Annotated in this window: 19 protein-coding genes, 1 pseudogene and 1 other annotated feature (1 of these 21 cut by a window edge); of the genes and pseudogenes, 5 read left to right on the plus strand and 15 right to left on the minus strand. The window is 39.4% G+C overall.

The annotated features are described in order from the left end of the window. Window positions 1-73 precede the first annotated feature (73 nt). From secG to ybeY, 8 genes are read right to left on the minus strand one after another with little or no spacing between them, the layout of a single operon-like run. A complete protein-coding gene (gene secG, locus HMPREF2619_RS04680) occupies window positions 74-307 on the minus strand; it encodes a preprotein translocase subunit SecG (RefSeq protein ID WP_000282514.1) in 234 nt (77 codons plus the stop codon). Between the two features lie 39 nt (window positions 308-346). After that, window positions 347-496 (minus strand): 50S ribosomal protein L33, encoded by a 150-nt coding sequence (rpmG, locus tag HMPREF2619_RS04685; RefSeq protein WP_001809104.1) that lies wholly within the window; start codon window positions 494-496, stop codon window positions 347-349. Continuing rightward, the gene (locus HMPREF2619_RS04690; RefSeq protein WP_070459464.1) at window positions 496-1,695 is read right to left on the minus strand and encodes a multidrug efflux MFS transporter PmrA; all 1,200 of its coding nucleotides are present in this window, start codon (window positions 1,693-1,695) and stop codon (window positions 496-498) included. The genes rpmG and HMPREF2619_RS04690 overlap by 1 nt, the downstream gene beginning before the upstream one ends. Continuing rightward, the gene (gene coaE / locus HMPREF2619_RS04695) at window positions 1,682-2,287 is read right to left on the minus strand and encodes a dephospho-CoA kinase (protein ID WP_070459466.1); all 606 of its coding nucleotides are present in this window, start codon (window positions 2,285-2,287) and stop codon (window positions 1,682-1,684) included. The genes HMPREF2619_RS04690 and coaE overlap by 14 nt, the downstream gene beginning before the upstream one ends. After that, window positions 2,287-3,111 carry a DNA-formamidopyrimidine glycosylase gene (gene mutM / locus HMPREF2619_RS04700; RefSeq protein WP_070459469.1) on the minus strand — a complete coding sequence of 275 codons (825 nt, stop codon included), beginning with the start codon at window positions 3,109-3,111 and terminating at the stop codon, window positions 2,287-2,289. The genes coaE and mutM overlap by 1 nt, the downstream gene beginning before the upstream one ends. A 48-nt stretch (window positions 3,112-3,159) precedes the next feature. Beyond that, window positions 3,160-4,059, minus strand: coding sequence for a GTPase Era (era, locus tag HMPREF2619_RS04705; protein WP_070459472.1), 900 nt, complete (start codon window positions 4,057-4,059; stop codon window positions 3,160-3,162). Window positions 4,060-4,075: 16 nt separating this feature from the next. Further along, on the minus strand, window positions 4,076-4,471 hold the full coding sequence (locus tag HMPREF2619_RS04710; protein WP_070459475.1) for a diacylglycerol kinase family protein: 396 nt from the start codon (window positions 4,469-4,471) through the stop codon (window positions 4,076-4,078). Beyond that, window positions 4,452-4,949: an rRNA maturation RNase YbeY gene (gene ybeY / locus HMPREF2619_RS04715; RefSeq protein WP_000275150.1), complete on the minus strand. Its 498-nt coding sequence runs from the start codon at window positions 4,947-4,949 to the stop codon at window positions 4,452-4,454. Before ybeY ends, HMPREF2619_RS04710 begins: the two co-directional genes overlap by 20 nt. 104 nt (window positions 4,950-5,053) lie before the next feature. Here ybeY and HMPREF2619_RS04720 point away from each other — a divergent pair, with 104 nt between their 5' ends. Together HMPREF2619_RS04720 and HMPREF2619_RS04725 are read left to right on the plus strand one after the other, a co-directional pair. Then, window positions 5,054-6,709, plus strand: a complete 1,656-nt coding sequence (locus HMPREF2619_RS04720; protein ID WP_070459479.1) for an Rqc2 family fibronectin-binding protein — start codon at window positions 5,054-5,056, stop codon at window positions 6,707-6,709. Window positions 6,710-6,769: 60 nt separating this feature from the next. Next, window positions 6,770-7,627 carry a YitT family protein gene (locus HMPREF2619_RS04725; RefSeq protein WP_070459482.1) on the plus strand — a complete coding sequence of 286 codons (858 nt, stop codon included), beginning with the start codon at window positions 6,770-6,772 and terminating at the stop codon, window positions 7,625-7,627. Window positions 7,628-7,719: 92 nt separating this feature from the next. Here the strand turns inward: HMPREF2619_RS04725 and nox are convergent, their stop codons facing one another. Next, entirely contained in the window at window positions 7,720-9,099 is a 1,380-nt protein-coding gene (gene nox / locus HMPREF2619_RS04730; protein WP_070459485.1) for a H2O-forming NADH oxidase, read from the minus strand. Window positions 9,100-9,416: 317 nt separating this feature from the next. Between nox and HMPREF2619_RS04735 the strand changes: the two genes are divergently transcribed. From HMPREF2619_RS04735 to HMPREF2619_RS04745, 3 genes and pseudogenes are all read left to right on the plus strand, one after another. After that, window positions 9,417-10,337 carry an FAD:protein FMN transferase gene (locus HMPREF2619_RS04735; RefSeq protein ID WP_070459488.1) on the plus strand — a complete coding sequence of 307 codons (921 nt, stop codon included), beginning with the start codon at window positions 9,417-9,419 and terminating at the stop codon, window positions 10,335-10,337. 34 nt (window positions 10,338-10,371) lie between these two features. After that, entirely contained in the window at window positions 10,372-10,977 is a 606-nt protein-coding gene (locus HMPREF2619_RS04740; protein WP_000915942.1) for an NADPH-dependent FMN reductase, read from the plus strand. Window positions 10,978-10,994: 17 nt separating this feature from the next. Continuing rightward, window positions 10,995-12,240, plus strand: a pseudogene (locus HMPREF2619_RS04745) (NAD(P)H-dependent oxidoreductase). A 90-nt stretch (window positions 12,241-12,330) separates the two neighbouring features. Here the strand turns inward: HMPREF2619_RS04745 and HMPREF2619_RS04750 are convergent. The 6 genes from HMPREF2619_RS04750 to rplJ all read right to left on the minus strand — a co-directional run bounded on the left by HMPREF2619_RS04750 (window position 12,331) and on the right by rplJ (window position 17,518). Further along, window positions 12,331-12,588 (minus strand): DUF896 family protein, encoded by a 258-nt coding sequence (locus HMPREF2619_RS04750; RefSeq protein ID WP_000187071.1) that lies wholly within the window; start codon window positions 12,586-12,588, stop codon window positions 12,331-12,333. 29 nt (window positions 12,589-12,617) lie between these two features. Next, a complete protein-coding gene (gene glyS / locus HMPREF2619_RS04755) occupies window positions 12,618-14,654 on the minus strand; it encodes a glycine--tRNA ligase subunit beta (RefSeq protein ID WP_070459491.1) in 2,037 nt (678 codons plus the stop codon). A gap of 205 nt (window positions 14,655-14,859) precedes the next feature. Next, window positions 14,860-15,777 (minus strand): glycine--tRNA ligase subunit alpha, encoded by a 918-nt coding sequence (gene glyQ / locus HMPREF2619_RS04760; protein ID WP_070459494.1) that lies wholly within the window; start codon window positions 15,775-15,777, stop codon window positions 14,860-14,862. A 35-nt stretch (window positions 15,778-15,812) separates the two neighbouring features. Next, window positions 15,813-16,184: a GFA family protein gene (locus HMPREF2619_RS04765; RefSeq protein ID WP_070459497.1), complete on the minus strand. Its 372-nt coding sequence runs from the start codon at window positions 16,182-16,184 to the stop codon at window positions 15,813-15,815. 394 nt (window positions 16,185-16,578) lie between these two features. Next, window positions 16,579-16,944: a 50S ribosomal protein L7/L12 gene (rplL, locus tag HMPREF2619_RS04770; protein WP_001196968.1), complete on the minus strand. Its 366-nt coding sequence runs from the start codon at window positions 16,942-16,944 to the stop codon at window positions 16,579-16,581. A gap of 73 nt (window positions 16,945-17,017) precedes the next feature. Further along, window positions 17,018-17,518, minus strand: a complete 501-nt coding sequence (rplJ, locus tag HMPREF2619_RS04775; RefSeq protein WP_001287269.1) for a 50S ribosomal protein L10 — start codon at window positions 17,516-17,518, stop codon at window positions 17,018-17,020. 38 nt (window positions 17,519-17,556) lie between these two features. Then, window positions 17,557-17,595, minus strand: a sequence feature (ribosomal protein L10 leader region); it runs 97 nt beyond the window's last position.

Raw genomic sequence — 17,595 nt, forward strand, 5'->3', positions numbered from 1 at the left:
ACGTGGTTTGAAGAGATTTTTGAAGAGTATAAAAATAAAAATAGGCAAAGAACTAGTCCCGCCCATTATTTTCTTATCTACTTGATAATACCGTCAATGCTAAGGCAATGGCTAGCCAGAAAAAGACTAAAATTCCTGTCAAACGTTGCATCACAGCTTCAAAACCGCGCGCTTTGCTACGTTCAAACAAATCACCTGCACTGGCATCAAATACATTGCTAGATTGGTTTTTAGTTGGTTGCATGAAAATTGCAATCACAATCACAACAGATAATACTAATAGAATGGTTAATAATAGGTTATACATATCAAACTCCTTAAAATCCCTATTATTCTACCATAATTTCTACTTAGATTCAAGATGTAGAGTCACTTTTCTTTCTTTTGGGCAATACTTTAAGACCTCAATCTTGTCTGGATGGGTTTTGGAGTTTTTACTGGTTAGATAATTGATGCTGCCACAAGAGGAGCATTTGAGATTGATTTTTACTCGCACTAGATTTCCTTCACTTTTAATAATGTTTTAAATTGGATAAGGTTAAATAAACAACTGAGAGCTACACAAAGAGCTGTTGCATAAAATACTGAGTGATAGCCAAATTGTCCCGCTACTGCTGATCCTGCTAAGGGACCTATCACTCCTCCTAGATAAAAAAAGACTTGATTAAAGGCAAATACCCTTGAAATGCCAACTTTAGGGGTTATTTTGCTTAGAAGAGCATTGACACCAGGTATCAGAGCTCCCGTCCCCAGACCAAATAGAAAACGATAGAAGCCTAATTGGAATGGGCTAGTCGCATTTGCACATAATAGATATATGAAAACTGAATATACCTGAGCTACGACAAGTAGTCGATGATTGCCAACTTTATCACCTAATTTACCCATGATACCTGCGCTCATCATACTTGAAAATCCCATGCTGGATACAATCAAACCAGAGACAAAGAGAAGATTCTCTTTCTGTCCCAGATCTCGTACATAGAGGGCAAGGATGGGACCAATAGATTGGGCAGCAAATTGAATCACAAAGCTAGTTAGAAATAGATTTATCAGGAGAAAAGGGTATTTAACAGAAGTAAAGAGCTCTTTTGTAGGCAGTGCTTTTTCTTTTGGCACTGGCTGAAAGTTTTCTTTGATAAAAAGAATGGTTAAGATAGCTGCCAAGAACAGGAAACTACCAACCAATAAAAAGACATTTCGAATTCCAAAAATTTCGGCAATGAAACCGCCTACAAACGGACCAGTCAAAGTTCCAGCGACAACACCAGTTGATAAAGTCCCTAGAGCGTATCCCGACCTATCTTTGGGAACTTGACTTGCAATTAAAGCTGTCGCATTAGGTACAAATCCTGTAAAAACTCCATTAAGAAACCGTAAGAACAAGAGCCAGAAAACATTTGGAACAAAGGCCAGACCACCCATAGTGATGGTCATGGCTAGACCTGCTCGTATCATCATAGGTTTTCGACCATACTTGTCTGCCAATATTCCCCAAATTGGTGATACAAAGGCTGCAGAAATGGCTGAGACTGATATAGATAAACCTGAATAAAAAGCAACTTGATCCCCTTTAATTCCTAACTGTTCCACAAAAATAGGCATGAAAGGGACAACAAGAGAAATGCTGGCTCCCGTTAAAAAGCAACCAAACCAAGCAATACGAAGATTATCCTTCCAACTAATCTCTTGCATGGACATCGCCTCCTTCAAGTAAGGTCACTACTTGACTCAAAAGCTGCTCTCGACTGCCATTATTGTCCAATATATAAGTAGCAAATTTCTTCTTTTCTTCTAAGAGCCACTGTGAAGCTAAACGAGTTTTAGCTGACTCTTGGGATAACTGATCACGGTTCATTAATCGCTCCAATTGAACATCACGATTTACATAAACTAGCCAAGTTTCATCGAACCATGAAGCATAGTCCTGTTCAAAAAGCAATGGAATATCCATGAAAAATATGTCCTCAGTCTGAGCTAACTTGTCTCTCAAAGAGCCCAATTCTTCACGGATGATTTGTCCTTGAGTCTGTTTAGACCATTCCTGCTCTTCTGGCTTTGAAAAAATAAGGCTAGCAAGCAAGGGGCGATTCAGTTCCCCATCTTCTAGAAGGACTTTTTCACCGAAATGCGCTACTAAAATCTGATAAAGGCGACCACCAGGTTTTTGAAGTTGGTGAACAAGAGCATCCGCATCTACCACTTCAAACCCTTTTTGTCTTAGAAAATTTGTGACAGTGGACTTACCTGACGCAATACCACCAGTGATACCGATTATTTTTCCCATCACTTTCTCCTTTGACATTTTGGACAAAAATGGGTTCCACGACCACCGAGTTGAATTTTTTCGATGATGGATCCACAGCGAGAACATGCCTCTCCAGTCTTATCATAGACCTGATGAAAGTCCTGCATGGTCCCATCCTCGCCAAAAGCATTGGTATAAGTGCGAATGGTTGAACCACCTTTTTCAACAGCCTGCCCCAATACTTCAATAGTCTGTTCATGAATAGCTGTCGCTTCAGCTCTTGTCAAACTCTGAGAAGGACTAGCTGGATGAACTTTCGCTCTCCAGAGAACTTCATCCACGTAGATATTCCCCAATCCAGCAACCAAAGTCTGGTCGAGAAGATGCGATTTGATTGGTTTTTTAGATTTCTTCAAGAAACCTCTAAAAATCTCTAAGTCAAAATCCTGTTCAGTAGGTTCTGGTCCAAGCTTTTTAGATACAAAGTAAGCATCTAAGAGTTCAGGAGCAAGCAATTCCATAGTCCCAAACTTGCGGACATCCTCATAAACAAGCGTGCCACCATCTTCAAAATGAATCAAAACATGGGCATGCTTACGTTCAGGGATTTGGTCTGGGTAATAAAAATACTTGCCTTCCATTCGCAGATGCGAAATCAAGACATTGTTTGTCAGGTAGAAAAGTAAATATTTTCCACGACGTCCCATTGATTTAACAAGTTGACCAGGCAATTCTTTCTGAAACTGATCCAAATCTGTCTTAATCATCTTAGGATAACGAATATCAAGACTAGCAATCTTCTTCCCTAGAATCAGTTTTTCAAGACCTTGTCGAACCGTTTCGACTTCAGGTAATTCAGGCATAACTCCTCCTTATCTAAAAACAAGAAGCAGGCTACTGCCCACCTCTTCTTAATATTCTTTTTCGTTATAGCCAAAGTCAGCCAAATCTAGCTTCTTATCTCGCCAGTTTTTCTTAACCTTGACCCAAGTTTCTAGGAAGACCTTGTCTCCTAGCATGAGCTCAATATCACGACGGGCCATAGTCCCAATTTTCTTGAGCATGGCACCACCTTTACCGATGACAATCCCTTTTTGGCTATCACGTTCAACCATGATAGTTGCTCGGATATGAACCTTGTCTGTATCCTCGTCTCGTTTCATAGAGTCCACCACTACTGCAACTGAGTGTGGAATTTCTTCACGAGTTAAGTGTAAGACTTTTTCACGAATCATCTCAGAAACCAAGAAACGCTCTGGATGGTCTGTGATTTGATCGGCTGGGAAATATTGGAAACCTTCTTCAAGATTTTCACTGAGAATATCGATTAGACGAGAAACGTTATTTCCCTGAAGAGCTGAAATAGGAACAATTTCCTTAAAGTCCATCTGATTGCGAAAATCATCGATTTGAGCCAAGAGCTGGTCTGGATGAACCTTGTCAATTTTATTGACCACCAAAATTACAGGAACCTTAGCAGCCTTGAGTCGTTCGATAATCATATCGTCGCCCTTACCACGCGCCTCATCTGCTGGCACCATGAAAATTACGGTGTCCACTTCACGAAGGGTGCTATAGGCAGACTCTACCATGAAATCTCCGAGTGCTGTTTTAGGCTTGTGAATGCCTGGTGTATCGATAAAAACGATTTGCTCCTTATCAGTGGTGTAGATCCCCATGATTTTATTGCGAGTTGTCTGCGCCTTATCACTCATAATAGCAATCTTTTGCCCCATAACGTGATTTAAAAAAGTTGACTTCCCAACATTGGGACGTCCTAAAATGGCTACAAAGCCTGATTTAAATGTCATAATTTCCTCTTACTGTTTAAAATAATAAATCCCAAATCCGTGGGAGAAAGATGAGTGCACCTGTCAAAGCGGCAAAAAGTGAGACCACAAGCACGGCACCAGCCGCCATGTCTTTAGCTTTTTTTGCCAACATAGAAAAGTGATAGTGACTTGCCAAATCTACTACATTTTCAATAGCTGAATTAATAATCTCAAAAGCTATTACCATGAAAATGCTCAAAAGCAGAAATAACCATTCGATTCGTGACACCTGAAAAACAAAACCTGCAAGGACAACTATTAGAGCCGTCACTGCATGCTTTCTCATATTACGTTCTTCCTTAATCGCAGTAAAAATCCCTGTAATGGCAAATTCTAAACTGGATATTAGGTCACGATTTTTCCATTTTCGTTTATTGTCTTGTGAGTCCATAGGCTGTCAAAATTTCTTCTTGTAAACCGAACATCTCCGCTTCTTCCTCGGGAGTGTAGTGATCATAGCCGTTAATGTGTAAAAAGCCGTGCACTGCCAAGAAGCCCATCTCACGCTCAAAACTATGACCGTACTCCTCAGCTTGCTCATGAGCCTTATCAATGGAAATGAAAAGCTCACCGATATAAGCATCAAATTCTGACATCATATCTGCCAAGTCGGGATCATTTTCCAGATCTTCCTCATCAAAGGCAATCTCTAACTCCGGCTTATATTCAAGACTGATGACATCTGTTGGACGATCGGTATCACGAAACTCTAGATTGAGTTCATGGCTTCGTTCGTTGGTCACAAATGTGACCGCCATTTCCTTGTCTTCTTTTCCAATTTTTTTTGCAGCAAATTCTAAAATTTCCTGTGTTTGTTCTAAAATTTCTTTTGAAACTTGTCCAGTTTCATCTACCATTTCAATATACATGTGCTTCTCGATTCTCTTTACTTGGCTTTATTATATCACATTTCTATGATTTTATTCTACCTTTTTGATATAATACTATGGAATACATTCACGAGGAGAGAACCATGTCATTTGATGGATTTTTTTTACACCACATGGTTGAGGAATTGCGAACCGAACTACTAAATGGTCGCATCCAAAAGATTAATCAACCCTTTGACCAAGAATTGGTCCTGCAAATCCGTAGCAATCGTAAAAGTCATCGTTTGCTCCTTTCTGCGCATCCAGTTTTTGGACGCATTCAGTTAACAGAGGCAATCTTTGAAAATCCTGCTCAGCCATCTACTTTTATTATGGTATTAAGAAAGTACCTTCAAGGAGCAGTTATTGAGTCAATCGAGCAAATCGAAAGCGACCGTATCGTTGAAATCACGGTTTCCAATAAAAACGAGATTGGGGATCATATCCAGGCTACACTCATCATCGAGATTATGGGAAAACACAGCAATATTCTACTTGTAGATAAGTTTAGTCACAAAATCCTTGAAGTTATCAAGCATATAGGTTTCTCTCAAAATAGCTACCGTACCCTATTACCTGGTGCTACCTATATCGCTCCACCAAGTACGGAGGCTCTCAATCCTTTCACGGTCAAGGATGAAAAATTGTTTGAGGTTCTACAAACTCAAGACTTAACTGCTAAAAACCTTCAAAATATTTTTCAAGGTCTAGGCCGTGATACAGCAATCGAGCTAGAAAGACAACTAGTTAGTGATAAACTAGCCACTTTCCGGAACTTCTTTGGACAAGAAACCAACCCTTGCCTAACAGATAAATCCTTTTCTTGTGTGCCTTTTTCTAGTAAAACAGCGGAAAATTTTGACAGTCTTTCACAATTACTTGATATCTATTATAAGGATAAAGCCGAACGTGACCGTGTGAAACAACAGGCTAGCGAACTCATACGTCGCGTCGAAAACGAACTACAAAAGAATCGTCAAAAACTGAAAAAGCAAGAAAAAGAACTGCAGGCTACCGAAAATGCTGAAGAATTTCGTCAAAAAGGTGAGTTACTAACCACTTTCCTTCATCAAGTTCCCAATGACCAAGATCAGGTCATTTTAGAAAACTACTACACCAACCAGCCTATCACGATTGCACTTGATAAGGCTTTAACTCCAAACCAAAATGCTCAACGCTACTTCAAACGCTATCAGAAATTAAAAGAAGCTGTTAAATACTTGACTGACCTGATTGAAGAAACCAAGGCAACCATTCTCTATCTAGAAAGTGTCGAAACAGTACTCAATCAAGCCGGACTCGATGAGATTGCTGAAATTCGTGAAGAATTAATCCAAACAGGATTTATCCGCAGAAGACAAAGGGAAAAAATCCAGAAACGACAGAAACCTGAGCAGTATCTAGCTAGTGATGGAAAAACGATCATCTATGTGGGGCGCAATAACCTACAAAACGAGGAATTGACCTTTAAAATGGCCCGTAAAGAAGAGCTCTGGTTCCACGCTAAGGATATTCCTGGAAGTCATGTTGTTATCTCAGGCAATCTCAATCCTACTGATGAGGTTAAAACAGACGCTGCAGAACTTGCAGCCTACTTCTCTAAGGGACGTCTCTCCAACCTCGTTCAGGTGGATATGATTGAAGTTAAAAAACTCAACAAACCAACTGGTGGAAAACCTGGTTTTGTCACCTATACTGGGCAAAAGACACTCCGTGTTACACCCGACCCTGAAAAAATTCAGTCCATGAAAATCAAATAAGTCATGTATACTGGGGGCTGTTACTGCTATAGACTCAATTAAAAATGGGAGGTGCGTTCAATGCTACGGCATATCAAATCTATTTTAACCATTATATTCGGAGCTGCCATTTATGCCTTCGGACTCACATACTTTGTTGTGCCCCACCACTTATTCGAGGGTGGAGCAACGGGAATCACCTTGATTACCTATTATCTCTTTAACATCCCTATCTCCGTGATGAACCTCATCATCAATATCCCATTATTCATTTTAGCCTGGAAAATATTTGGTGCAAAGACCCTATACAGCAGCCTGCTGGGTACTATTTCCTTATCCATTTGGCTAGCAATCTTTGAAAAAATTCCTCTCCACTTTAATCTTGAAGGAGATTTGGTTATCGTTGCCTTGGTTGCGGGTGTTCTTTTGGGACTTGGTCTAGGCGTTATCTTCAATGCTGGTGGTACCACTGGTGGAACAGATATCGTCGCTCGAATTCTGAACAAGTATACCAATATCTCCGTGGGGAAATTACTCTTTGCACTAGACTTCCTCATCTTAATGCTCATTTTAATTATCTTCCAAGACCTTCGTCTCGTTACTTATACACTTCTATTTGACTTCATCGTCTCAAGAGTTATTGACTTGATTGGTGAAGGCGGATATGCGGGCAAAGGTTTTATGATTATCACTCAAAAGCCTATGGAAGTGGCAGATAAAATCAATGAAGAGTTAGGTCGAGGTGTCACTTTCATATCAGGGCAAGGTTACTACAGTCAAAAAGATTTAAAAATTATCTACTGTATCGTAGCAAGAAATGAAATGATTAAGATGAAAGAACTGATTCATACGATCGATCCTAGAGCCTTTATTACCATCACTGAAGCTCACGAAATTCTAGGAGAAGGCTTCACCTTTGTGAATGAAGAAAGTTCCTAACACATAGACAACAAAAATAGTAACTTCGAATTTGAAGTTACTATTTTTTGATGATAAAAACGGAAGAAGCAAATCTTCCGTTTTACAAATCATTATTTTTCAGCTGTAAGTGCAGCCATTGTGATGTAATTGTATGGTTTGTTGAAGTGTGGCAAGAAGAATAGGTCTGTCAATGCCAATTTTTCAATTGTAACATGTTCTTGGATAGCCAATGAGAACATGTGAATTCCCATGCTGATTGCTGAATCACGAGATACCATTTGAGCACCAAGGATTTCACGGCTGTCTTTATCATAGACAATCTTGATTGCTACTTCATAGTTGTCATGTTTCATAAATTCTGGTTTTTGAAGATCGTTGAAGCCTGTTTCAACAGCATTGTATCCTGCTGCTTTAGCTTTTTCAAGAGTCAAACCAGTTGAAACCATGTGAAGACCATAGATAGAGATACCGTTTGATCCTTGAACACCGATTCCTTCAAGTTCATGTCCACAAGCATTGTAAGCACCTACGATACCAGTACGTACAGCATTTGATGCAAGAGCGATGTAGCTAGTGTCTTTACGAGCATTGTCATAAACAGTCGCACAGTCACCCACAGCGAATACTCCTGGAAGTGATGTTTCTTGTTTCTTGTCTACAAGGAAGGCACCGTTGCGGAAAAGTTCAATCTTGCCATCAGCAAGAGCTGTGTTAGGACGGAAACCAACTGCAAGAACAACCATGTCAACATCGAAAGTTTCTTTGTCAGTGATCAAACGTTCAACTTTACCGTCACCTTCGATAGCTTTAACAGTTTGTCCAAGTGCCAAACGGATGTTGTGGTCTTCCAAGTTCTTAGCCATCAATTGAGTGAAGTCTTTGTCGTAGTAACCGTTCAAGACTGTGTCTACGATGTCAACAAGGACAACTTCTTTTCCAAGACGTTCGAATGCTTCAGCAAGCTCAACACCGATGTATCCACCACCGACAACAGCGATACGCTCAAGGTGTTTGCTCTTGTCAGCAAGTTTATTGATCACTTCTTCTGCGTTTTGGTACAATTTAACGAATTGTACATTTTCAAGAGTTGCTTTGAATTCGCGGTTCCCTTTAACAATTTCAACACCTTCGATTGGTGGTAAAATTGGAGTTGAACCAGTCGCAAAGATCAATTTTTCGTATGATTCTTTGTGTTCTTTTCCATCAACTTCAGCAGTTACAACTTTATTATCATAGTCAATTGAAAGAACTGGTGAGTTCATATAAACTTTAGCACCTTTTGCTTCCAATTTTTCTTTATCTGAGTAGAAGAGACCTTCTGGACCATCGATTTGCTCACCAATCCAAAGAGCCATTCCACATCCTAGGAATGAAATGTTTGAGTTTTGGTCAAAGACAACGATTTCATTTTCACTTCCAAAATTGTCCAACATAGTGTTGATACAAGCAGTTCCAGCGTGGTTAGCACCCACGACTACGATTTTACTCATAAGATAATTCCTACCTTTAATTTTTTATTTACCTTTCTAGTATATCATTATCTGTGAGCGTTTACAAGTTTTTTGACTAGTTTACTGTTTTTTTGAAATTTTTTTGAAATATATATCAATTTATTTTCAATCTTTTCAAAGTTTTTTGCACATTTTTTATTTATTCAAGCATATTTCTTGACTTTTTGTAAAAAATAATTTGTGAAAACGCTGACTTTATGATATTCTATTTATATGGAAATGAAATATAAATCTTCAGATTACTTTCATATCTGGATTTACAACTATTTCCAATTGATTTGAAGGGAGTTGATTTTTTGCCTCTCAGTTCATTATCTGAACGGTTAATGGGAACTACGATTACTATTTCCTTGGTACATGAACAAGCGGATAATCTTCTCCGTCAAGCTTTTGATTTGCTCAAGGAACTTGAATTTCGATTTAATGCGAATAGCACCGAATCAGAATTGATGGAAATTAACTATCAGGCGGGAATTGCCCCAGTTAAGGTCCATCCTGATTTGTTTGAACTGATTTCTTTAGGATTAGAACACAGTCTAGCTCCTGGAAGTCATCTCAATATCAGCATTGGTCCCTTGGTACAAACCTGGCGTATTGGTTTTTCCGATGCAAAAGTTGCTAGTCCTGAAGAAATTTCTTCGGTTTTACCATTGATAGATCCCCGTTTTATCAAGCTTGATTCAATTGATTCTACTGTTTTTTTAGAAAAAAAAGGGATGAAAATTGACTTAGGTTGCTTAGCAAAGGGGTATAGCGCAGATAAGGTTGCTACTTTCTTAAAAGAAAATGGCGTCACTTCTGCTCTTATCAATCTAGGAGGAAACATCCTCACAATTGGAAACAACCAATCAAAAGATAATCGACCGTGGCAAATCGGTATTCAAGACCCTAATCACCCACGCGGTAATCACCTGATGACCTTGTCTATTACTGGAAAGTCAGTTGTTACATCTGGAATTTATGAACGGCATCTTGAAATCGATGGAAAGGATTATCATCACATTTTCGATAGTGAAACTGGCTATCCTATTGAAACGGATTTAGCTAGTTTAACGATTATATCTGACCGCTCAGTTGATGGTGAGATATGGACCACACGATTGTTTGGTGAGCGCAGCGCTTCTATCATGTGGCAAATCGAAAATATCGATGGAATCGAAGCCATCCTTATTGATAAAGATGGACATATCGCTTGTTCATCCGGTATCCAAAGATAATTAATAAATAATGCAAAAAGAGAAAGGAAAGCTCATGCTAAAACTTATTGCTATTGTAGGAACTAACTCTAAACGTTCCACAAACCGCCAACTGCTTCAATATATGCAAAAACACTTTGCTGATAAAGCAGAAATCGAATTGGTAGAAATTAAAGACCTACCAGTCTTCAACAAACCTGCAGATAAACTTATTCCTGCAGAAGCCTTAGAAATTGTTGCAAAAATCGAAGCAGCTGATGGTGTAATTATCGGCACTCCTGAATATGATCACTCAATTCCTGCTGTTCTTATGAGCGCTCTTGCTTGGATTTCTTATGGAGTATTTCCACTTCTTAACAAACCAGTGATGATCACAGGTGCTTCATACGGTACACTCGGTTCTTCACGTGCTCAATTGCAACTCCGTCAAATCCTAAATGCGCCTGAAATTAAAGCAAATGTTCTCCCAGATGAGTTCTTGCTCTCTCATTCTCTTCAAGCATTCGATAAGAATGGTGACTTGGTAGATCTTGATGTTATCAAGAAATTGGATGCCATCTTTGATGACTTCCGTATCTTTGTCAAGATTACAGAAAAATTGCGTAATGCACAAGAACTTCTTCGTAAAGATGCAGAAGAATTTGACTGGGAAAATTTGTAAGATAGGAGATCGAAAGAATGAAATTTGTTGGACTTGTTGGATCAAACTACGACCAATCATATAACCGCAAACTCTTGGAATTCATCCGTCGTAATTTCAAACTGAAATTTGAATTAGAAGTTCTTGAAATCGATGAAGTTCCAATGTTTAACCAAGACGAAAAATGGGACGAAAGTTTCCAATTGCGCCTTCTTTACAATAAAATTACTCGTGCTGATGGTGTGATTATTGCTACTCCTGAGCACAACCATACAATTTCTGCTTCACTCAAGTCAGTTCTTGAATGGCTTTCATATGAAGTCCATCCATTTGAAAACAAACCAGTGATGATCGTGGGGGCTTCTTACTACGACCAAGGAACTTCTCGTGCTCAAGTTCACCTTCGTAAAATCCTTGACGCACCAGGGGTGAATGCCTACACATTACCAGGTAATGAATTCCTTCTTGGAAAAGCTAAAGAAGCTTTTGATGCTAACGGAAATATTATCAACGAAGGAACTGTTAAATTCCTTGAAACTTGTTTAGATAACTTTGTCAAATACGTTGGGAGTCGTTTCTAAATTGAAAAAACCAAAACCAATTGAACCAGAAGACTTGGATTGTGGAAAACCAATCGCTACAACTATTACAGAAGTTGATCCTGATGATCCAGAATGGGTAGAAAAAGTTGCAGAAATCACAGGTGCTGTTTCAGGTGATACATATGTTAAACTTGACCATGGTATCTTGACTGTTGACCAAATTGATATGTTCTTGAAAGCTATGCCTTTTGAATTGACATACGCTGATGATAACAACCAATTCCTCTACTACAACAATGCTCATCAAGATCCTGATACAATGTTTGCAAAACGTGTACCACCTCAATCTGGTAGCCGTATGTCAACAGTTCATGGATCACTTCCACCTGCACGTATGAAAAACGTTGAGTGGGTTATTGGAACTCTTAGAAACGGTAACCAAGAATACGTACGTACCATTGTTCCAGGTTCACCTGCTGGTGTTATCAATACTCACAACTACCAAGCAATGTACTATCCTGATGGTTCATATGCTGGTATCAATGAAATTGTCTTTAACTTCCAACCATGGCTTGACTGGTACTTGAAAGAAACAGGTCAACGCTTGGTAGGAGGAAGCGGTCCGTTTGCTCCTGCTGGAGGTCACGGAGATGCCGATGCTACTTCTGGGGCATCTGACGCTGGAGGACATGGTGATGGTGGCCACGGAGATGCTGATGCTACTTCTGGGGCTAGTAACTAAAATCTAATACTAAAGGAACCTCTCTTGGTTCCTTTTTTTAAAACAAATACTCGATTAGCATAGGCTAACCGAGTATTTAATTTATTCAACTTATGAATTTGGATCGTCAAGACTACGACCATGCAAACCTTTTTCACGTTGTACCTGACGAAGTTTTTCAGGAGTCACATCATTTCCATCTTCATCAACGATTTTGATTCCTTCAATGTGATGACGAACAGAACGACGATAGCCTTCGATATATTCCTCACGAAGTTTAGCTTGTTCTACTTTTTCTTCTGCAGTCAAGCCTTCTGTTTTTTTCTTTTTCGCAAGCTCATTAATACGAGCGATTTTTTCTGGTGTCATATTTGGACCTCCAATCTACTTTTTAATTTTTATTTTGTATTAAGAAGATTAAAAGCAGCAACTGTTTTCGCTTTATTCACAAGTTCAGTTAGAATAGCTAGGCGATTATTCTTAACATCAACATCCTCTGCCATAACCATAGTATTGTCAAAGAAAGCATCAATAACAGGACTAAGGGCAAATAGTTGCATCAATTTATCGTTAGCTGAACCTTTCAATTCAAGACTTTCAACAGCTTGAGCTAGTTCTTTTTCTTGTTCATTTTCAAAGAGGCTAGTATCAACTTTGACTGAGCCTTCTGCTTTTTCCGCTAGGTTAAAGGCACGAGATAATGATTCAACTGATGATTTGTAGTTTTCAGTTTTTGCAGCTTCAGTTAAGGCTTCTGCTGCTTCAATCATATCTGCAACAACAAAGTTTGAACTTGCAAGAACAGCTTCCTTAATATCTTTTGCAGTAGAACCCATCATCTTATCAACACGAGCTTTGATGAACTTAAGCACTTCTTCTTGATTATCGTAAGTTAGGTTATCAAATGATAAAGCATAGAGGCTAGCAATCAATTCGTCCATTGGAATATTCCATCCGAAGTCTTCCAAGATACGGACAATCCCTTGTGTTGCACGACGAAGAGCATAAGGGTCATTTGAACCAGATGGAATCAAGCCAACAGAGAAGAAGGACAAGAGAGTATCCAATTTATCAGCTAGTGCAAGGATTGCTCCGACTTTAGACTCAGGAAGAGCTCCGTCAGCAGAATCTGGAAGGTAGTGTTCACGGATAGCTTGTGCAACTGCTGCATTCTCACCAGCGAGAAGAGCATATTTCTCACCCATGATTCCTTGAAGCTCATCAAATTCACCAACCATACCGGTTAAGAGGTCAAATTTATAAATGGCTGCAGCACGAGCAAGGTCAACAGTTTCATCAACTGATAAACCTGCTTTTTCTGCCAAAAGGATAGCAATTTGCCCAGTACGAATCATGTGTTCACGTAATGAACCAATCTTTTCATGGAAGGTAACGTGTGAAAGTTTAGCAACTAAATCTTCAATCTTGAGTTTTTGGTCTTCACGCCAGAAGAATTCTCCATCTTCCAAACGAGCAACCAAAACTTTCTCATTTCCTCGAATGACATTTTCCAAGTGTTCAGCATTTCCATTACGAACTGAAATGAAGTTTGGTCTTAGGTTTCCATCAAGATCACGGACAACAAAATAGCGTTGATGAGTTTCCATTGAAGTAACTAAAACTTCTTCTGGAACTTCTAGGTATTTAGGATCAAAATTACCCATGAAGGCAGTTGGGTATTCAACCAAATTCAGAACTTCATTCAAGAGTCCTTCATCAATTTGTACCTGAACACCTTCTTCAGCTTCAATAGCCTTAATTTGCTCACGAATCATATTTTCGCGCTCAATGCTATCTGCAATAACATAAACTTTGCGCAGGTCTTCTTCATAGCTGTCAGCATGCTGAATTTCTACTTCATGACCAAGGAAACGATGTCCACGGCTAACTCTTCCTGAGTGAATATCTAAGAAATCCATATCGAGTGCCACATCATCCAAAAGAACTGTCAACGTATGGACTGGACGAATATATTCAAAGGTATTGTTTGCCCAGTGCATACTTACTGGGAAGCTTAAACTAGCCAAAACTTCTGGAATTCCAGCCAAAACTTCCTCAGCTGGTTTTCCAACTTCATGCTTAGTTACGTAGACATATTCTTCACCTTTGATTTCACGAAATTCGATATCATCTACAGTCAAGCCTTTACCACGGACAAATCCTTGCGCTGCTTTAGAAAAGTTTCCTTCTGCATCCAAAGCAATTTTCTTAGAAGGTCCTTTAAAATCTTCAGTTAAATCAGTCTGTTGGTCTGCTAAACCAAGTACGCGAACAGCCAAACGACGTGGAGTTGAGAAGGTTTGAATTCCTTCGTATGAAAGACGGTTATTATCCAAGAAGGCTGCCATTTTTTCACCTAGTTGTTTTTCACTTGGTGTGACAACGTAGGCAGGTAACTCTTCGAGTCCTAGTTCTACTAATAAGTTTTTTTTCATGTTTTTTCTCCGAAAAATATCTTTTTTCCAGTTTGCCTTATGTGATTGGCACGCAAGCAACCGACTGCGTCGTTTCATTGCTAAAATTGGAGCCTAAGGTCTCCAATTTTGCCTGGTATCGTTAGTTTCTCTAACGATACCTCTATCACTGCGGCAACTGGTCCTGTAGGATTGCTCTATCAACCAATCCTATCTAATACACTCTTTATTCTTCCTCTTCTGCTAGGAGTTTTGCGCGTGTAGCTTCGTCAAGAAGTGGGTATCCAAGTTTTTTGCGTTCTGCTACGAATGTTTTAGCTACGACACGGGCTAAGTTACGGATACGAGCGATATAACCAGCACGTTCTGTAACTGAAACTGCTCCACGAGCATCAAGCAAGTTGAAGGTATGTGAACATTTCAAAACGTAGTCGTAGGCTGGGTGCACAAGACCTAGTTCTAATGCACGTCCAGCTTCTTTTTCAAATTTTTCGAAGTTTTCAAGAAGCGTGTCTTGGTCTGAAACTTCAAAGCTGTATTTTGAATGCTCGTATTCAGGTTGAAGGAAGATTTCTCCGTATTTAACACCAGGAGCCCACTCGATATCGTAAACTGAGTCTACCTCTTGGATATAAGAAGCTAAACGTTCTAAACCATAAGTAACCTCAGCTGTAACCGGACCAGTTGCCAAGCCACCGACTTGTTGGAAGTAAGTGAATTGAGTAATTTCCATACCGTCAAGCCAAACTTCCCAACCAAGACCTGCTGATCCAGTTGATGGGTTTTCCCAGTTATCTTCAACGAAACGAATATCGTGTTCCAAAGGATTGATACCCAATTTTTCCAATGACTCTAGGTAGAGCTCTTGAATGTTTGATGGTGATGGTTTCATCACCACTTGGAATTGATGGTGTTGGTAAAGACGGTTTGGATTTTCCCCGTAACGACCGTCTGCTGGACGACGTGATGGCTCTACATAAGCTGCATTCCATGGCTCAGGACCAATAGCACGAAGGAAAGTGTAAGGACTCATGGTTCCCGCACCTTTTTCGTTATCATAAGCCTGCATGAGCATACAACCCTGGTCATTCCAGTATTGTTGCAAAGTAAGGATGATTTCCTGGAAAGTCAATTTTTTAGACATTGTTTACTCCTTTAATTTATATTATCTTCTTAGATTTATTTATCAAGCAACCAAGAAAAGGCTGGGTCCTGAAAAATATGACGTTTAGGAACAGTTTGTAAATTCTGATCGCATTCATCTATTGTACCTAATTTCAAAGCACAGACTTCTGGTATATTTTCTTGAACAGTGAAAATTTGACTATGACAGTTCTGGCAGTAATAACGCTGTTTTCCTGGAGAAGAACTATAGGAAACAAGCTTTTCTTGTCCATGCAATACTAGCTTTTCACTGCTAACTTTAGCATTAACTGTATAGGCAGACGCAGTTGCTTTCCGACAAAATGAGCAATGACAAAAAACTAATTCCGATAATTCCTCATCTAGAGTGTAGGTCACTGCTTTACATAAACAAGATCCTTTAAGCATTATGCTCCTTTCTACTTAGGCATTAGACGAATTCAAAAAGAACCGAATTTCAACACCCAAGCCTTGCGACTAGGGGCGTCAGAAACGCGGTTCCACCCTAATTTATTACTTCATTATTTTTTAAAATTTACCAAAAGCGCCACACTCATCTCTCAACCACCTGACTCTCACTATCTCAGGCTCGCTTGGGATTTACTGATAAGATATTCTTTCTTGTCGTCTATTATATCAAAAAGGGATAAAAAAGTAAAATTATTTTATCACTAGTCCTATATATTTCTTAGCCAAAATTTAACAGCCCCAATTTGTGCCCCATGGAACACAAAAAGAAAGACCGCTACTCTTACGAATAGCGGTTTAATCATATTTTTAAGCTACGAATGTAATTACTCTATTATTTAAGAGTAACTGAAGCTCCAGCTTCTTCCAATTTAGCTTTGATTTCTTCAGCTTCTGCAGCTGCAACGCCTTCTTTGATGACACCTGGTGCACCATCAACAAGTTCTTTAGCTTCTTTAAGACCAAGACCTGTGATTTCACGTACAACTTTGATAACGCCGACTTTCTTGTCGCCTGCAGCTGTCAATTCAACGTCAAATGAATCTTTAGCAGCTTCTTCAGCACCACCAGCAGCAGCTACAGCTACAGGAGCAGCTGCAGTTACACCAAATTCTTCTTCGATAGCTTTTACAAGGTCGTTCAATTCAAGGATTGAAGCTTCTTTAATTTCAGCAATAATGTTTTCAATGTTCAATGCCATTGTTATTTCCTCCAAATAAGTTTATATTTTATGTTTATATTTTTGTAGCTAGGCTACGCTGCGTAGCTTAAGATTAAGCTGCGTCTTCTTTGTTGTCTGCAACCGCTTTGACTGCAAGAGCAACGTTGCGCACTGGCGCTTGAAGTACAGAAAGGAGCATAGAAAGAAGTCCTTCGCGGTTTGGAAGAGTTGCAAGAGCAACGATTTCTTCTTTTGATGCGACAGCGCCTTCGATTGCACCACCTTTGATTTCAAGTGCGTCAGCGTTTTTAGCAAAGTCGTTCAAGATTTTCGCTGGAGCGATAACATCTTCGTTAGAAAATGCTACAGCAGATGGTCCAACAAATACAGATGCAAGTTCTGCAAGGCCAGCTTTTTCAGCTGCACGACGTAAGATTGAGTTTTTAATAACTTTATACTCAACTTCGCTTCCACGAAGCTCACGACGAAGAACTGTATCTTGTTCAACTGTCAAACCACGAGCGTCTACAACGACGATTGATGCAGCAGCTTTCATTTTTTCAGCTACTACGTCAACTAGTTCCGCTTTTTTAGCAATAATTGCTTCACTCATTAGTGTGTTCACCTCCGTAATTATTTTGCTTGGGGAATTTTTCCAAAAGAAAAACGCGCCCAAACCTAGACACGAAA

The organism is Streptococcus sp. HMSC074B11 (assembly GCF_001808705.1).
Lineage (GTDB): Bacteria > Bacillota > Bacilli > Lactobacillales > Streptococcaceae > Streptococcus.

What these genes read in the sequence shown, in the direction of transcription:
- rplJ (WP_001287269.1), bottom strand. Translation starts at nt 17,518, where the DNA reads ATGAGTGAAGCAATTATTGCTAAAAAAGCGGAACTAGTTGACGTAGTA.
- HMPREF2619_RS04765 (WP_070459497.1), bottom strand. Translation starts at nt 16,184, where the DNA reads ATGCTTAAAGGATCTTGTTTATGTAAAGCAGTGACCTACACTCTAGAT.
- nox (WP_070459485.1), bottom strand. Translation starts at nt 9,099, where the DNA reads ATGAGTAAAATCGTAGTCGTGGGTGCTAACCACGCTGGAACTGCTTGT.
- HMPREF2619_RS04710 (WP_070459475.1), bottom strand. Translation starts at nt 4,471, where the DNA reads ATGGACTCACAAGACAATAAACGAAAATGGAAAAATCGTGACCTAATA.
- glyQ (WP_070459494.1), bottom strand. Translation starts at nt 15,777, where the DNA reads ATGTCTAAAAAATTGACTTTCCAGGAAATCATCCTTACTTTGCAACAA.
- HMPREF2619_RS04725 (WP_070459482.1), top strand. Translation starts at nt 6,770, where the DNA reads ATGCTACGGCATATCAAATCTATTTTAACCATTATATTCGGAGCTGCC.
- ybeY (WP_000275150.1), bottom strand. Translation starts at nt 4,949, where the DNA reads ATGTATATTGAAATGGTAGATGAAACTGGACAAGTTTCAAAAGAAATT.
- HMPREF2619_RS04720 (WP_070459479.1), top strand. Translation starts at nt 5,054, where the DNA reads ATGTCATTTGATGGATTTTTTTTACACCACATGGTTGAGGAATTGCGA.
- HMPREF2619_RS04740 (WP_000915942.1), top strand. Translation starts at nt 10,372, where the DNA reads ATGCTAAAACTTATTGCTATTGTAGGAACTAACTCTAAACGTTCCACA.
- HMPREF2619_RS04690 (WP_070459464.1), bottom strand. Translation starts at nt 1,695, where the DNA reads ATGCAAGAGATTAGTTGGAAGGATAATCTTCGTATTGCTTGGTTTGGT.
- era (WP_070459472.1), bottom strand. Translation starts at nt 4,059, where the DNA reads ATGACATTTAAATCAGGCTTTGTAGCCATTTTAGGACGTCCCAATGTT.
- glyS (WP_070459491.1), bottom strand. Translation starts at nt 14,654, where the DNA reads ATGAAAAAAAACTTATTAGTAGAACTAGGACTCGAAGAGTTACCTGCC.
- HMPREF2619_RS04750 (WP_000187071.1), bottom strand. Translation starts at nt 12,588, where the DNA reads ATGACACCAGAAAAAATCGCTCGTATTAATGAGCTTGCGAAAAAGAAA.
- coaE (WP_070459466.1), bottom strand. Translation starts at nt 2,287, where the DNA reads ATGGGAAAAATAATCGGTATCACTGGTGGTATTGCGTCAGGTAAGTCC.
- mutM (WP_070459469.1), bottom strand. Translation starts at nt 3,111, where the DNA reads ATGCCTGAATTACCTGAAGTCGAAACGGTTCGACAAGGTCTTGAAAAA.
- secG (WP_000282514.1), bottom strand. Translation starts at nt 307, where the DNA reads ATGTATAACCTATTATTAACCATTCTATTAGTATTATCTGTTGTGATT.
- rplL (WP_001196968.1), bottom strand. Translation starts at nt 16,944, where the DNA reads ATGGCATTGAACATTGAAAACATTATTGCTGAAATTAAAGAAGCTTCA.